The sequence below is a fragment of the Butyrivibrio sp. VCB2006 genome (assembly GCF_000420945.1).
GTDB lineage: Bacteria > Bacillota > Clostridia > Lachnospirales > Lachnospiraceae > Butyrivibrio.
Genome location: NZ_ATVX01000018.1, coordinates 47,483 through 62,644, shown reverse-complemented (window position 1 = coordinate 62,644; position 15,162 = coordinate 47,483). Strand labels below are relative to the sequence as shown.

The 15,162-nt window shown below is 39.6% G+C and carries 12 protein-coding genes; all 12 read right to left on the bottom strand.

What is annotated here, in order from left to right; genetic code table 11:
- Positions 1-79: 79 nt before the first annotated feature.
- The 12 genes from pgsA to G613_RS0114800 all read right to left on the bottom strand — a co-directional run bounded on the left by pgsA (position 80) and on the right by G613_RS0114800 (position 15,161).
- A complete protein-coding gene (gene pgsA / locus G613_RS0114855) occupies positions 80-628 on the bottom strand; it encodes a CDP-diacylglycerol--glycerol-3-phosphate 3-phosphatidyltransferase (protein WP_029233370.1) in 549 nt (182 codons plus the stop codon).
- Positions 625-1,980 (bottom strand): 30S ribosomal protein S12 methylthiotransferase RimO, encoded by a 1,356-nt coding sequence (rimO, locus tag G613_RS0114850; RefSeq protein ID WP_029233369.1) that lies wholly within the window; start codon positions 1,978-1,980, stop codon positions 625-627. Before rimO ends, pgsA begins: the two co-directional genes overlap by 4 nt.
- Positions 1,981-1,983: 3 nt before the next feature.
- A complete protein-coding gene (rpoZ, locus tag G613_RS0114845) occupies positions 1,984-2,274 on the bottom strand; it encodes a DNA-directed RNA polymerase subunit omega (RefSeq protein WP_029233368.1) in 291 nt (96 codons plus the stop codon).
- Between the two features lie 90 nt (positions 2,275-2,364).
- On the bottom strand, positions 2,365-2,985 hold the full coding sequence (gmk, locus tag G613_RS0114840) for a guanylate kinase (RefSeq protein WP_029233367.1): 621 nt from the start codon (positions 2,983-2,985) through the stop codon (positions 2,365-2,367).
- Positions 2,986-3,001: 16 nt separating this feature from the next.
- Positions 3,002-3,889, bottom strand: coding sequence for a YicC/YloC family endoribonuclease (locus tag G613_RS0114835; RefSeq protein WP_029233366.1), 888 nt, complete (start codon positions 3,887-3,889; stop codon positions 3,002-3,004).
- Positions 3,890-4,043: 154 nt separating this feature from the next.
- Positions 4,044-5,336, bottom strand: a complete 1,293-nt coding sequence (locus tag G613_RS18170; RefSeq protein WP_029233365.1) for an ATP-binding cassette domain-containing protein — start codon at positions 5,334-5,336, stop codon at positions 4,044-4,046.
- A complete protein-coding gene (locus tag G613_RS0114825) occupies positions 5,329-7,095 on the bottom strand; it encodes an oligopeptide/dipeptide ABC transporter ATP-binding protein (RefSeq protein WP_029233364.1) in 1,767 nt (588 codons plus the stop codon). The genes G613_RS18170 and G613_RS0114825 overlap by 8 nt, the downstream gene beginning before the upstream one ends.
- A 14-nt stretch (positions 7,096-7,109) precedes the next feature.
- Complete coding sequence (locus G613_RS0114820) at positions 7,110-8,087, bottom strand: ABC transporter permease (RefSeq protein ID WP_051151090.1); 978 nt, start codon at positions 8,085-8,087, stop codon at positions 7,110-7,112.
- A 27-nt stretch (positions 8,088-8,114) separates the two neighbouring features.
- The gene (locus G613_RS0114815; RefSeq protein WP_029233362.1) at positions 8,115-9,692 is read right to left on the bottom strand and encodes an ABC transporter permease; all 1,578 of its coding nucleotides are present in this window, start codon (positions 9,690-9,692) and stop codon (positions 8,115-8,117) included.
- Positions 9,693-9,934: 242 nt separating this feature from the next.
- The gene (locus tag G613_RS0114810; protein WP_029233361.1) at positions 9,935-12,196 is read right to left on the bottom strand and encodes a peptide ABC transporter substrate-binding protein; all 2,262 of its coding nucleotides are present in this window, start codon (positions 12,194-12,196) and stop codon (positions 9,935-9,937) included.
- A 524-nt stretch (positions 12,197-12,720) separates the two neighbouring features.
- Positions 12,721-14,220: a tagaturonate reductase gene (locus G613_RS0114805; protein WP_029233360.1), complete on the bottom strand. Its 1,500-nt coding sequence runs from the start codon at positions 14,218-14,220 to the stop codon at positions 12,721-12,723.
- A gap of 185 nt (positions 14,221-14,405) precedes the next feature.
- The gene (locus tag G613_RS0114800) at positions 14,406-15,161 is read right to left on the bottom strand and encodes an SDR family NAD(P)-dependent oxidoreductase (protein WP_029233359.1); all 756 of its coding nucleotides are present in this window, start codon (positions 15,159-15,161) and stop codon (positions 14,406-14,408) included.
- Between the last annotated feature and the right edge of the window lies 1 nt (position 15,162).

The following is a 15,162-nucleotide window of genomic DNA, read 5'->3' as shown; positions in this document are numbered from 1 at the left end:
CTCTTACTTCTAAAATAAAACAATAACTACTAATACGCGATAAACGCATGACTCCACTTCGTTCTCATCCATATATCGCTTACATGTCTCCGCTCATAACGTCTTTATTCTTAACTATGTAATCTACGAGCGAAATGATGGTGAGCGCAAGTGCGACCCACATAATAATCTGTGTTACAAGATTATAAAACGGAACAATATCTCCAAGATTGGCAATCATCAAAATTACCATGATCATCTGGAAGGTTGTCTTAAACTTTCCCCAATAGCTTGCAGCAATTACTCTTCCATTATCAGCTGCAATGAGTCTGAAGCCGCTGATTATAAATTCTCTTGCGATTATTATTACAACAATCCAAGAAGGAATGCGGCCAAGTTCAATCAGGCAGATCATAGCACTACATACAAGAAGCTTATCTGCCAGCGGATCCATAAATTTACCAAAGTCCGTGATAAGGTTGTATTTTCTGGCAATCTTGCCATCAAGCATATCCGTTAAGCTTGCCAAAATAAAGATTGCCATTGCAATCCACTTAAAGGTGTCATTTCCGGGACTAAGAAGCAAAAATGCTACAAAAAACGGAATTAGTACAACTCGAAGAACGGTTAACTTATTTGGTAAATTCATGATGTCTCCTCCCCAATCAAATCATACTCATTTGAGCCTGTTATCAATACTTTTATATAATCACCGGTCATAAGCTCACGCTTTACACCAGTGACAAATACATACCCATCAATATCCGGTGCGTCCTTGTAAGTTCTGGCAACATAGGACAATCCGTCATCATCATCCGCATCTGTAATTCTGCCTTCAATGACAGCTTCCACAGTCCGTCCTACCATTTCCTCAGCCATTTCAAAAGCTATTTCCTGCTGAAGTCTCATAAGCTTATTGCGTCTGGTATTCTTGACTCTTTCCGTCACCTGATCAGGCATCGTAGCGGCAGGTGTATCCTCCTCCTGAGAATATGTGAACACTCCCAGTCTGTCGAATCTAAGATCTCTTACAAGATCATAGGTCTCATTGTGGTCTGCAGCAGTTTCTCCGGGGAATCCACTTATAAGTGTTGTTCTGATACAGATATCAGGAATCTCTTCTCTAAGATGCTGCACAAGAGCTCTGATCTCAGCATTATTGGTTCGTCTACCCATCTTCTTAAGGATTCTGTCTGAACCAGACTGAATCGGAATATCAAGATAGTGACATATCTTGGGCTGAGCTTTGATTGTCTGAATAAGCTCTTCTGTAATTTCCTCAGGATAACAATACAGAATTCTTATCCACTTAAAGCCCTCTATCTCACAAAGCTTATTTAAAAGCTCAGGAAGCTTCTTTTCTCCGTACAGGTCAGTACCATAAAGTGTTGTTTCCTGTGCAACAAGCAAAAGCTCAGTTACTCCTGCTTCTGCGAGGTTTCTGGCATCTTCAAGGAGCTGCTCCATAGGAACACTTCTATAAGAGCCTCTAACCTTAGGAATAATACAATATGTACAGCGCTTATCACAGCCCTCTGCTATCTTAAGGTAGTTAAAGAGGCCGCCTGTAGTGATTACTCTCTTAAGTCCACCAATAGGCTTTCTATTGATATCATCAAAATAGTTCTTATGTGTAAAAAGCTTGTTTCTCTTAATTGTCTCATCAAGAGCATCAATGATCTTATCTGTGGAAGAAATACCTAAAATCTCATCAACCTCAGGTATTTCCTTCTGAATTTCTTCCTGATAGCGCTGTGCCAGACATCCTGTTACTATAAGCGCTTTAAGCTGACCGGATTTTCTCCGCTCAGCTAATTCCAAAATAGTGTTTATACTCTCTTCCTTGGCATCATTGATAAAGCAGCAGGTGTTAACAACTGCTGCTTCTGCTTCTAGTTCGTCATCTGTAAAGCTGTAACCACGGCTAGCTAACATACCAAGCATAACCTCAGTATCAACTCTATTCTTGTCACATCCAAGTGACACAAACAAAATTTTCATATATTATTCGTTCTCTGATGCTTCCTCAGTGTTCTCTGCCTTTGTCTCAAGCTCTTCCTTCTCTTCATCTGTAAGAATACGAAGAGTATCCTGATTCATCTCATCTACAGCAATTGAAAGAGGCTTCTGCTTGTCCTTAACCTTAACCATTGGCTCGTCACCGGCAATGATCTGTCTTGCTCTCTTAGCTGTAGCCATGACTACTGAATATCTTGAGCTGATAACTGGCTCCTCGCCCTCTTCAACTCCCTTGTTAACAACCTTCATAAGATCAACATAAGATGGGTGTATCATATAAAATCCTTTCCTGCGTCTTACGCAATAAACATTCATCTTTAATATAGTAAAACACTTAGATAAATAACAGTGTATTAACTAACAAAATTATAATTTTTCAAGTTCATCTCTGATTTCTGCTATAAAATCAGCATTTCTCTCAGGAGCTCCATGAGCAGCTGTAATTATACCATGAACTCTTTCGACAGCATCATCGAGTATATCATTAATTACAATATAATCATAGTTCTCAATTCCAACTGACTCTTCTACAGCTCTGGACAATCTCTGTCTGATAACTTCATCAGACTCTGTTCCTCTGCCTCTAAGTCTCTTCTCAAGCTCTGCTGCTGAAGGTGGCATTACAAAGAGAAGCACTGCTTCCGGATACTGCTTCTTGACCTGAAGAGCACCTTGAATCTCTATTTCTAGTATAACATCAATTCCCGCTTTAAGTTTATCTTCTACAAACTTTCTGGGTGTTCCATAGTAATGATTAACATATCCGGCATGCTCGATCAATCCATCCTCTGCAATAAGTTTTTCAAATTCCTCATTGCTTACAAAGAAATATTCTCTGCCATTCTGCTCACCCGGTCTTGGATCCCTGGTAGTTGCGGAGATAGAAAGTGCATACTGATCATACTTAGCAGTAAGAGCCTTCATTATAGTGCCTTTTCCTGCCCCTGAAAAGCCCGAAACAACAATAATAATACCTTTACGATTCATTTTAATACTCTCAATCTTACTCTATGTTTTGTATCTGCTCTCTAACCTTCTCAATATCTGTCTTGAGTGCGATTCCTCTGTCAGATATCTTAAGATCAGTAGATTTGGAAAGAATAGTGTTAGCCTCTCTATTCATTTCCTGAGCAAGGAAATCAAGCTTTCTACCAATACCTTCCTTGTCATCTCCCTTTAAAAGAGCTTCCTTGGTAGCCTTAATATGGCTACGGAGCCTGGTAAGTTCCTCATCTACGCATACTTTGTCAGCATAAATAGTAACTTCCATAGCAAGACGGTTCTCATCAACCTGCTTATCTTCTAACAAATCTGCAATCTTCTCACGAAGCTTAGCCTTGTACTCTGAAATGATTTCCGGAGAACGCTCAGTAATAAATTCAACATTCTCCATCATACCATCAAGCTTCTCTGTAAGATCCCTGGAAAGAAATTCACCTTCCTTGGCTCTGGACTCCATGAACTGCTTACCGGCTCCATTTATAGCTTTCTTAAGTCCACTCCAAACTTCCTCTTCGTCAAGTTCTTCCTCTTCCATGGTAAACACTTCAGGAAATCTTGAAAGAACAGAGATTCTCACATCATTATCAAGACCAAAATCTGAAGCCATCTCATTCAAATACTTGTAATATTCTTCTGCAATAGCTTTATTATATTTTACCCTGGAGTCAGATTCGGAAAAATCTTCATAACTAATGAAAACGTCAACTTTACCACGTTTCATATAGTTTTTTAGTTCAGAACGAATGTTAGCTTCAAAAGCATTGAACTTTTTGGGCATCTTAAGGCCCAGATCAAGATATCTGTTATTAACAGATTTGAGCTCGACAGTGTATTTACGCTGTCCTTCAGTGACTTCACATCTACCAAAGCCAGTCATACTGCAAACCATATGTATTCTCCTAAAAGTAGTATTTAGAATTGCTCTATTGCACACAGACCTCTAGCAATTCTAAACAATAATATAGCTCAAAAATATAGCCAATGTCAATAAATCCCCATAATATGCGAGTTTATGACATTGGCTATAAACTAATGTACTTAAATTAAAGTGTAGCTATAACAAGGAAAATACAGAACAGTAATATAAGTGCTGCTCTAACTGCAAGACCCACAAGGGCTCCCTTCTTACACTTCTTGTAATTTCTGATATAGTTCTTCTTTCTGAAAATGAAAGCAGCTATAAGTCCTAAAATAGGAAGGAAGAATGAAAGGATTGTAAGCCAAACGTTTCCTGTATCATGGATAGGAGCGCTTAAAATCTCACTGCTTTCTGTTTCTTCTATGCCCATGAACTCTGTGTTCTTAGCGCTCTGCTTCTTAGCCTCTTCAGGATCAATTGTAACAGCCTGAATTGGCTTGTTCTCAGCACGAAGTCTCTTGTATTCCTCGATTTCCTTCTTGTTACCGTATACAAAGTGGTTATGACCTACGTTTACAAGTTCAGGCTTATCTTCTGAATAGTCATGAACTGATGGATCATAAGTGAAGAGAACCTTGTTCTTCTCAAGCTTAGGATCAGGAATAGGTACTGCTGAAATAAGCGACTTTGTATATGGATGAAGAGGATACTGGAAAAGCTCTTCTGTCTCAGCTACCTCTACGATGTTACCCTTATAAATAACACCGATACGGTCTGAAATAAATCTTACGATTGAAAGGTCGTGTGCAATGAAGAGATATGAAACGCCTCTCTCCTTCTGGAACTTCTTAAGAAGGTTCAGAATCTGAGCTCTGATTGAAACGTCAAGCGCTGAAATAGGCTCATCCGCAACAACAAGTTCAGGCTCCATAACCATAGCTCTTGCAAGACCAATACGCTGTCTCTGTCCACCGGAGAACTCATGAGGGTAACGAGTAAGGTGCTCAGGAAGAAGACCAACCTCTGTGATCATCTTCTCAACCTTCTGTACTCTGTCGGCCTCGTTCTCAAACAGATGAAAGTTATAAAGACCTTCGGAAATGATATAGTCTACTGTTGCTCTCTCGTTAAGGGAAGCAGCAGGATCCTGGAATACCATCTGAATATTTCTGATAACTTCTCTATCAAGAGCCTTAGAAATCTTACCGGAAATTCTCTCGCCCTTATACTGGATTTCTCCGGCAGAACAAGGATTAACTCTGATAACGGCACGACCGATTGTGGTCTTACCTGATCCAGACTCACCAACAAGTGAGAATGTCTCGCCCTTATAAATATCAAAACTGGCATCCTTAACAGCCTTGAAAGCGTTATCTCCCTTTCCGAAAGTAATATCGATATTCTTAATGGAAAGGAGTACTTCTTTACCTGTTTCCGGATCTATTGGACCATGTTCAGGAAATGAATTATTAGCCATTTTCAGAAACCTCCGTAACATCATAAATCTTTAAGAACTTCTCATGAATATTCCGGATAATTTCCGGCTTTTCAATCTTTGGCGCCCTTGGATCGAGAAGCCATGTCTTAGCGTAATGAGTATCACTAACCTTAAACATAGGTGGTTCTTCAATAGTATCAATCTTAAGGCAATATGGATTACGAGGTGCAAATGCGTCACCAACGATCTTGTTATAAAGTGATGGTGGTGTACCTGTAATTGAGTAAAGCTCTGTATCTCTCTGAGCAAGCTGTGGAAGTGATGATAAAAGTGCCCATGTGTATGGGTGTCTTGAATCATAGAATACATCTTCTACAGTTCCAAGCTCAACAATCTGTCCGCCGTAAAGAACGGCAACTCTGTCTGCAATATTAGCAACTACACCAAGGTCGTGAGTAATGAATACGATTGTGTAGTTATATTCCTTCTGAAGATCCTTAAGAAGCTGAAGGATCTGAGCCTGAATTGTAACGTCAAGCGCTGTTGTAGGCTCATCACAGATAAGGATCTTCGGCTGACATGAAAGAGCAATAGCAATAACTATACGCTGTCTCATACCACCTGAATACTGGAATGGGTAATCATCGTAGCGCTTCTCTGCATTAGGAATACCAACCTTCTTCATGATTTCAATAGCACGTACCCTAGCTTCTACCTCTGAGCAGTTCTGATGCTTCATGATAATTGAAGTAATCTGCTTACCAATTGTGATAATTGGGTTAAGAGATGTCATAGGATCCTGGAATACTGTAGCAATTTTCTTACCACGAGTCTGTCCCCAGTCCTCAGGGTCTGTTACTCTTGCAAGGTTAATATGAATCTTACCAGTAAGCTTAGTCTCTGCCTCTTCTACAAGCTGGCAGTACATAACGTTATCAAAGAGTTTAATCTTAACATCCTCATTTGAAACGTCCTCGCCCATCTTAAGAGCTTTCTTGAAATCAGCAAGGAGCTTAGATACATATTTTCTTCTCTTTGAATATTTAAATCTACCTACTGAAAGGTAAATTTCCTTGGCAATAACAGCATTTCTCTCAATCTGAGTCTTGGTAACAGGCTTAGCGATCTCATTCTTGTACTGATCCTTGAGAGTCTGCATGTTTCTGTTGTACTCAGCAAGATATGTGTTATCTGCAGCAACGTCTGCTTTATGCTTAGCAATAAGATCATTTCTTTCCTTCTCTACTGCTAAGATATCAGCATCAAACTGCTTAATCTTTTTCTCAGACTCCTTGATCTTATCCTTTTCCTTCTTAGGATCAAGTGTCTGCTTGTAGTTAAACTCTTCTGTCTTCTTGAATTTGATATCCTTGATTCTCTTATCAAATTCCTGATCCTGCTCGTCTGAAAGAGTCTCTTTGGCTCTCTTGGATGACTCAAGGTCAAGAATCTTCTTGTAAGTATCTGCACCAAATTCAAGTGAAGAATAAGCATTAAGCCTGTCTGTAATTGAATTAAGTTCTCTTCTGCCGGCTGCATTTAAGAATACAACTGTATTAGATAACTCGTCATCATTGAAAAGGATATCACCATTGCTGATAAATCCGTTAGAATCAAGCATTCCTGCAAAAGTCTTGGTAAATACTGATTTACCAGATCCTGACTCACCTACGATAGCAATGGATTCATTCTCGTAAATATCAAGTGAAATACCGCGGATAGCTGTAAGAATACGGCCTCTTACACGGAATTTTACTTCCAAATCTTTAACTGATAATAATACTTTCTTATCTTCCATCTTCCTACGTTTCCTTACATATGTGTTCTAGGGTCTGATGCATCACCCAAATTCTGTCCTGTAACATAAAGAGCAACTGTGATAATTGAAGCAATTACAACCGGGCTCCAGAACTCGAACTGCCAACCAGGAGTAACCATGGCACTCTCTGCCTCATAGATAAGTCTACCAAGAGACATATCTGACATACCCATACCGATATAAGCAAGGAATACCTCGTATCCGATATATGAAGGAATCTCTACAGCAAGAAGTGTAACTATAACTGATGTCATGAATGGCAAAATATTCTTGGTAGCAATTCTTGTAAGAGGAGTACCAAGGCAACGGCTTGCCAGATTGTACTCTCTATCTCTTATGATAATAACCTGTGTTCTGATAAAGTATGCAATGAACAGCCAGCCTGTACATGTAAGCGCAAATACCATTGATCCAAAGCTTGGAGAAAAGATAAGTACAAGTACAGAGATAAGAAGGATCATTGGAATGTTACCAACGATATTGTAAACTTCCATCATAATCATATCTATCTTCTTGCTGAATCCCCAAATAGCACCAACAAGTACACCGATTGTCATGTTAATTGCAGCACAGATAAACGCCAGGGAAATTGAAATTCTTGAACCTGTCCAGATAGCATCAAAAGTTGACTGTCCTGATGCACCTGTACCAAGAATCCAATGAATGCTAAATCCAAACTTCTTAATGGCTGCGCCTGGCTTAAGATGCTTAGCAGAAGCATCCATAAGATTTCCGAATCTGTCGTAGCTTATAAGTGAAGGATAAATATAAGCAAACAAAATAACAAATGCTAAAACAGCAAGGATTACGATGTTAATCTTCTTCTTGAAGAATACGCGAAATACTGAACGCCAGTATGAATATCTGGGAGCTGTAATCTTCTCAGAGTCAAGACTGTTATGATCTACAAGCGAAAAGAGCTCCTCATCTGTCATTCCCTCTACTGTAAAAAGAGAATCTTTATTTTCCATTGTTAAAATCTCCAATCTATTGTTGTCTTACCTAGCTTTTCCAGTGTAGCTGATACGAGGATCTACTATTGAAATAAGTACATCACCCGCAATGATACTAATTACTGAAAGGAGTGAATAAAACAGTGCCATACCAACGATTACACCGTTGTCGTACTGATTAATAGCGATTGTCATAAGGTTACCGGCACCGGGAACTGTATAAACACGCTCAGTAATAATAGCACCAACAAGAGCTCCGAGAATCTGACCTGGAATACCATGTACAAGAGGAATTGAAGCATTCTTGAGGATATGCTTTCTGAAGATTTCACCCTCTGTAAGACCACCGGATCTTGCAAATTTAACATAATCAGAATTCATCTGATCGATCATGTATCTACGAAGCCACTTCATAATGTTTCCGATTGCAGGAAGTGCAAGTGAAACAATAGGAAGAACATAAATCAACTTACTTGTAGATTCCATATCAAAGGTTGTTGGAAGACCAATCTTACCGCCAATAGCCTTGAACAGGAAAATATATGCCAGTGAAGGAACCGCTGTAATAAATACGATGTAAGCTGTACCAAGCTTATCAACAAACTTGTCCTTCTTCTTGGCCATGAGAATACCCATAGGAATACCAAACAGATAAACAAGGAATACCTCAATAATACCGATTGTAAATGAGTATCCAACCTTAGACTTACCAGCCTTGTAGGTTGAAACGCTTGTATAGTCGTCTGTAAATCTATCTGAATTAACCTTGTTAGCTGCCATTGAGCCGTATACAAAAGTAGCTGAGTGAAGGTCATCAGCTGACTCCTCAGTAAGGCCTGTAGGGAATGTCATAGTAGACATAACATAAGATCCCTGCTTCTTGGTCATGGTATCAAATACATCGATACCTGCATTTACTGCATATGACTTACCAAGGTTAATAGTAACCAAATTCTGGTGTAAATAAGGGAATACCTTATCTACATATAATAAATATTTATGATATGTTCCATTTCCGATAATTGCAGGAGCAAACTTATCACCACCGTAAACCGGGTCATGAAGTGTAAATGTAAGGCCTCTCTTGCCAAGGTCAATATCTTCATCAACGAAATGAATATTATCTACAGAAATAAGTCCTGTAACATATTTAACTAATCTGTGAGTAACAGGAAGATCCTTAGCTGCGAAAAGCTGCTGCGCACCACCATTAGCATACTTCTTGGGTGTAACCATGATGGCATTAAGTCTTGTTACAGTGTATCCGTTAGCTGCACACCAATCATTAAACTTCTGAACGTACTCAGCTGTAAGTTCTGAATCGTTCTCAGGTTTCTTGCCAATAGAAGCAACCTTCTTCTGTGTCTCCTCATCGAGTTCCCCCTTATCAACAAGGTCAAGAAGGTAATCATTATAGGTAATAAGGTCCAGATAACCGTACTCTTCCCACTTTCTGTACATATATGCTGTCTTCTCATTGTTACCATAGTTCTTGAAGACATTATCAGTAGCAAAAATAAGGTTTCTGTCCAGCATGGTATAGATCATTATCATTACAATAGTAACAACAACGAAGGATGAAATTAATCCATGCAATAGTCTTTTCAATACATACTTAGTCATAGCGTCTATCCTTTAAGAACATATTTTGTATATGTGGCTAAATAAGTTTATAAAAAATTAATTATTTAGTTACACAGCCACAACATTATACAACAGAATGGAGAAAGTGGGAAGAACTTTTTCCCACTTTCTCCAATTTATTTGCAATATCTTATTACAAACTAAATCAGATAATATCATGCGCGAAATCCGTTATTACGGATTTCTGTGCATAATCTTTTCTAATAAACACGCAGTGTTTATTAGAAGATACCAATACTCTTAACCATGTATCCTGCATAGTCAGGAAGCATTGTATCAAGGTATGTCTGAGGATCACCATAGTCAGGACCCCAACCGGATACGTCACACATATCGCAGTTGAACTCGTAACCTGTCTCTGGGTAGTAAGCTGCATAGTACCAGTCATCAGCTGACTCGCACTTAACAAGGTTGATTACAACCGCGCCATCAAGTACTGTCTCAAGTGACTGCTTGAATGCGTTAGCTCTGTTTGTGTATACCTCAGAACCAGCGAAGTAAGGAAGGTCGATCTGGATAGGATTCTCTTTAGAAATCTCTACACCCTGAGCTGCAAGTTCTTCTGTTGCCTTAGCAAGGTTTTCCTTAGCTGCTGTAGGATTATACCATCCATCAAATCCGTCTGAAGACTGTGTATCTGCATCCCAAACCTTAAGGCTTACACCATCAGCATCGATCTGAGCCTGTGTGATCTCACCATTGTAGGTACCAGCTGGGAATGTTGTAGCTGTTCCGTTGATGTCGATTGTAACATCCTCTTCGAGGCTTACGAAGTTACCAGGAACATAAGAGTTTCTAAGGCTCATGAGCTTAAGATCTTCACCCTGTGTCTGAGCGTTGTAAGCTGCTCTGTCAAGAGCTGAGCAAACAGCAAGTCTGAAGTTCTGGTTCTGCATAGCGATAGTTGTTCTCTGTCCTTCGTAAACAGTCTTCTCAGAAACTGCTACTGTAGCATCGTTAGAGTTTGCAAATGACTTACGGTTGATGTTAAGGAATCCGTTGAATGTTGTAGCATCTGTGTTAGATGTGTACTTATACTTATCAAAAGTTCCGTCAGCCTTAGCAGACTCGATTGTTGATGTGTTAAGTCCGCATCCGTCAACTGTACCAGCAAGTGTATCGTTGTATGTCTTTGTTACATCTGTACCATCTTCGAATACATATGTAAGAGTCTTGATTTCCTGGTTGTCCTTGTTCCAGTAAAGTGGATTAGCCTTGAATACGATTGAGTTCTTCTCAGTGAAGCTTGTGATGATGAATGGTCCACAGTAAGCGATGTGATCCTTATCTGTACCATACTGACCAGCTGAAGCGCCCTGACCGAACTGTCCGCCCTGTCCTTCATAGTATGATCTTGAAAGAGGAGCAAATACACCATAGCTGAGCATTGTCATGAAGTAAGGAGTCTTCTGCTCAAGTGTGTACTCAAGTGTGTAATCATCAACAGCCTTAACACCAACTTCTGCGAAATCAGTTGTCTCACCGTTAATATAAGCATCTGCACCCTTGATAACGCCCTGAACGAGGTACTCAAGACCACCCATAGCGTCCATCATGTGCTGCATACCAGCTACGAAATCGTCTGCTGTAAGATCAGCAACTTCTCTACCCTGAGCGTCAACCCACTTAACACCCTCACGAATGTGGAATGTGTATGTAAGTCCGTCATCAGATACTTCCCAGCTCTCTGCAAGTGCAGGCTGCTGAACGTTCTCTACGTCGTACTCTGTAAGTCCATCATAGAGCTGAATAAGAATTCTTGAATCAGCCTGTCTTGATGTAGCAAGTACGTCCCATGTTACAGGGTCTGATGAACTAGGATAGTTGTAAGAATCCTTTAATGTATAGCCCTTGTCTGCAAGGTACTCTTTAGCCTTTTCTACATATGTGCCTGTACCTCTAAGCTCCTTGAGCATATCTCTGAGAGCCTGAATATCTTCAGAAGCAATAAGCTCTGTTGTAATAAGAGCATTATGCCATCTCTCATCGTCGTTGCCCCAAAGAGTTGTTGTTACTGAACCAGGAGCCATACGTGTGATAGCGTAGTTACCACCACGAGTTGAAAGTGGAATGAATACACCAGACTCAAGAAGCTTAGCCTCAGCAACAGCCTGAAGAGCATAACGCTCTGAAAGGTTGTCAGCCTCAAGTGCCTTCTGGTATGTCTCATAGTACTCACCAAGCGCTCTATTGTAGAGCTCTGATGACTCTGTCTGATAGCTGTCTACATCCCAAAGCTCTGAATAAGCTTCAGAAGCAAGACGAGTATCTGGCTCAACGCCTACAAGTGATGGGAGGTTTGAATCAACCTCTGTAGTCTCCTCTGCTACAGTAGCCTCTGTTGCAGCTGTATCAGTAGACTCTGTTGTCTGCGCAGGTGTATCTGTCTGTGCAGGAGCTTCTGTCTTGCCGCATCCAGCCATAAGTGTAGCTGTCATAGATGTAGCAGCAAGTAAAGCGATTACTCTGTTGTACTTCTTCATAATTTTCCTCCATATTTTAATAAGAAAATATATAAAAATAGCTATCTGCATCGTGAAGATACAAATAACCTTTTTATCACTAGAATATGTTCCCCACTCTTAGTCTCCGTAAAAACGTCATTGTTTCTACTTTCTTTCAAACCTGTATACAATTATACTACGCTGAATAAAATAAATCAATACCGGATTATTTTCTTCAGTGCTAGAAATATCAAGTTCTCCAACCACCTTTTATTAAACTAAAGTTTAACAGTTTAAAGTGTTGTGCTGTTACAATAATAAACCATGTTGATTAATTTTGCTACAATTTTTTTACAAAAATTTTATTTTTGTTATATCGTTTTTGACCAGAATCAAAAAAGTCATTGTAAACAATATTAATTTCATCACTGTTTTTCCTTGCAAGACGCACAATTGTGCGCCATTAGCGGATTGACATCCAAACAAAAATGAGCCTCGGAAAATAGTTTCCAAGGCTCAAAAAATGAAAAAGAAGTTTTATACATTATATTTATTTTCAAAAATTAAAGACAGCTTGCGTATGCAGCCTCTGCACCCTCTGTATGGATCTTCTTAAGGTCAGCTACAACAGCATCTGTAAGACCTGAAATCTTGTTAAGATCCTGATCCCACATCTTCTCATTGCCAAGAACAGCCTTTACAAGCTCCTCTTCAGACTCTCCCTTATGCTCATAGAAAAACTCAAGAGCCCATCTGTCATCACTTACTGTATATGTATTGCCTGCTGGTCTCTTGCATACAAGTCCTGCATCTGTAAGTTCCTGAATGTCATTTGAATAGAAAGCAATGTATGCAGCAAGTGACATTGTAAGGCAAACAGGAAGCTTGCCATTCTTATCAATATACTGAAGGAATGATGGCATATTTCTAGCCTTCCACTTACTTGTTGAGTTAAGTGAAATAGACATAAGCTCGTGGTTAACGAATGGATTGTTGAAACGATCCTTAACTGCTGCTGCAAACTCATTAAGATCATTCTCATCAAGATGATCTACAAGTGTAGGAATAACCTCTTCATTAAGCATCTTGTTCATGAAGCCTGCAACATTATCGTTGTGCATACAATCACGTACAATATCAAAACCTGCAAGATAAGCACCAAGAACAAAACCTGTGTGAGCGCCGTTAAGGATACGAACCTTACGATGCTTGTAAGGCATAACATCAGGAACTACGTGAACATTAACGCCAGCCTTCTTGAATGGAAGTCTGTCCTCAAGTCCATCTGGTCCCTCAATGATCCAAACACCGAAAATCTCACCAACATCGATGAGTTCGTCGTGGTATCCATTGATCTTCTCAAGCTCTTCTACTTCCCTGGCATCGCGAATTCTACCCGGAACGATTCTGTCTACAAGAGTTGAGCAGAAAATGTTCTCCTCATTAACCCAAGTCTTGAAGCCATCCTCAAGCTTCCACTGATCAATATACTGGTTAACGCACTTAAGAAGCTCTTTACCATTGTTATCAATAAGCTCGCATGAAAGAACAACTACGCCCTTCTTACCAGCCTTATATCTTGCAAAAAGAACCTGTGTAAGCTTACCTGGGAAGCTGTTAGCAGGAACATCCTCAAAATTGCATGAAGGATCATAAGCAATACCGGCTTCTGTTGTGTTAGAAGCAATGATATCAAGATCATCAGATACTGCAATCTCCATCATCTTGTCATAATCTGCCTTGTCATAAGGATTAAGGCAGCAATCTACTGCAGAAATAACTCTCTTAGCATCTACCTTCTCTCCGTTTTCACTTCCACGAAGATAAAGTGTGTAGAGGCCTTCCTGCTTGTTAATAAGCTCTGTAAGTCCCATTGAAATAGGCTGCACAAGAGCTACCTTACCATTAAAGCCAGCTTTCTCATTACTGATATCAAAAAAGTAGTCAACAAATGCACGCATGAAGTTTCCTTCACCAAACTGAAGAACTCTTACAGGTGCTTCCTTGCAAACATAGCCTTCGTAGCCAGATTTCGCCAATACATCATAGTTTAATAAATCCATTACCTGATCCTCCTAAATTGTAACCGCTTACAAATCACATAAAAAAGTAATTTTGCTACAAATGTTATAACACATTTATGAAAGCGTTTACAATACTTATTTTTCATTTAGTAAAAAAAATAAAGGACACACTATTTTATCCAGTAAAATAGCATGTCCTCGTATTTCTTTTACCAAGTGATCATTTACTGCTGAACGATTCCACCATTAGGTGATATTACCTGACCTGTTACATAAGGGGCTGTGAGAAGATATCCCAAAGCACCGGCTATATCTGATGTGTCACCAATAAAGCCCTGAGGAATAGTTGCCGCAAGAGCCTTAAGTTCCTCCTGGTTAACACCTCTTAGCATGTCAGTCATGATCATACCAGGAGCAATAGCATTTACTCTTATGCCCTTTCCTGCAAACTCAAGAGCAAGCGCTCTGGTAAGGCCAATGATACCTGCCTTTGAAGTACAGTAATCAGCCTGATTTATTACACCGATAAGTCCACCGATTGAAGAAGTATTAATGATACAACACTGATCGTCCTTACTACTATGATTAACCATATGCGGAAGAACCAAATGAGACATATGAAGAAAGCTCATAAGGTTAGTATTGATAACATTTTCATACTGCTCTCTTGTGATATCAATAAAGTTACAGTTGTTGGTGATACCAGCATTGTTAACAAGTACATCGATATTTTCGCCGAATTTCTCAATTGCAGCCTTTACAAGAGCTTCACAGTCCTCGTATTTGCTGACATCTGCCTTAACTACAAGAGCTTCTACGCCATATTCTTTTGTAAGCTTTTCAGCAATTGCATCCGAAAGTGCTTTGGAAGACTCGCTTCTGTAGTTAATAACTACATTGTAGCCAAGTTCTCCGAGCTTAAGTGACATAGCTTCCCCAATTCCCCTTGAGCCACCAGTTATGATAGCTGTTTTTGCCATT

Bases quoted from the DNA above. Each gene is read 5' to 3' on its own strand.
- G613_RS0114835 (WP_029233366.1), bottom strand. From the start codon at position 3,889: ATGGTTTGCAGTATGACTGGCTTTGGTAGATGTGAAGTCACTGAAGGA.
- G613_RS0114810 (WP_029233361.1), bottom strand. From the start codon at position 12,196: ATGAAGAAGTACAACAGAGTAATCGCTTTACTTGCTGCTACATCTATG.
- G613_RS0114805 (WP_029233360.1), bottom strand. From the start codon at position 14,220: ATGGATTTATTAAACTATGATGTATTGGCGAAATCTGGCTACGAAGGC.
- G613_RS0114800 (WP_029233359.1), bottom strand. From the start codon at position 15,161: ATGGCAAAAACAGCTATCATAACTGGTGGCTCAAGGGGAATTGGGGAA.
- G613_RS0114815 (WP_029233362.1), bottom strand. From the start codon at position 9,692: ATGACTAAGTATGTATTGAAAAGACTATTGCATGGATTAATTTCATCC.
- rpoZ (WP_029233368.1), bottom strand. From the start codon at position 2,274: ATGATACACCCATCTTATGTTGATCTTATGAAGGTTGTTAACAAGGGA.
- G613_RS18170 (WP_029233365.1), bottom strand. From the start codon at position 5,336: ATGGCTAATAATTCATTTCCTGAACATGGTCCAATAGATCCGGAAACA.
- rimO (WP_029233369.1), bottom strand. From the start codon at position 1,980: ATGAAAATTTTGTTTGTGTCACTTGGATGTGACAAGAATAGAGTTGAT.
- G613_RS0114820 (WP_051151090.1), bottom strand. From the start codon at position 8,087: ATGGAAAATAAAGATTCTCTTTTTACAGTAGAGGGAATGACAGATGAG.
- G613_RS0114825 (WP_029233364.1), bottom strand. From the start codon at position 7,095: ATGGAAGATAAGAAAGTATTATTATCAGTTAAAGATTTGGAAGTAAAA.
- pgsA (WP_029233370.1), bottom strand. From the start codon at position 628: ATGAATTTACCAAATAAGTTAACCGTTCTTCGAGTTGTACTAATTCCG.
- gmk (WP_029233367.1), bottom strand. From the start codon at position 2,985: ATGAATCGTAAAGGTATTATTATTGTTGTTTCGGGCTTTTCAGGGGCA.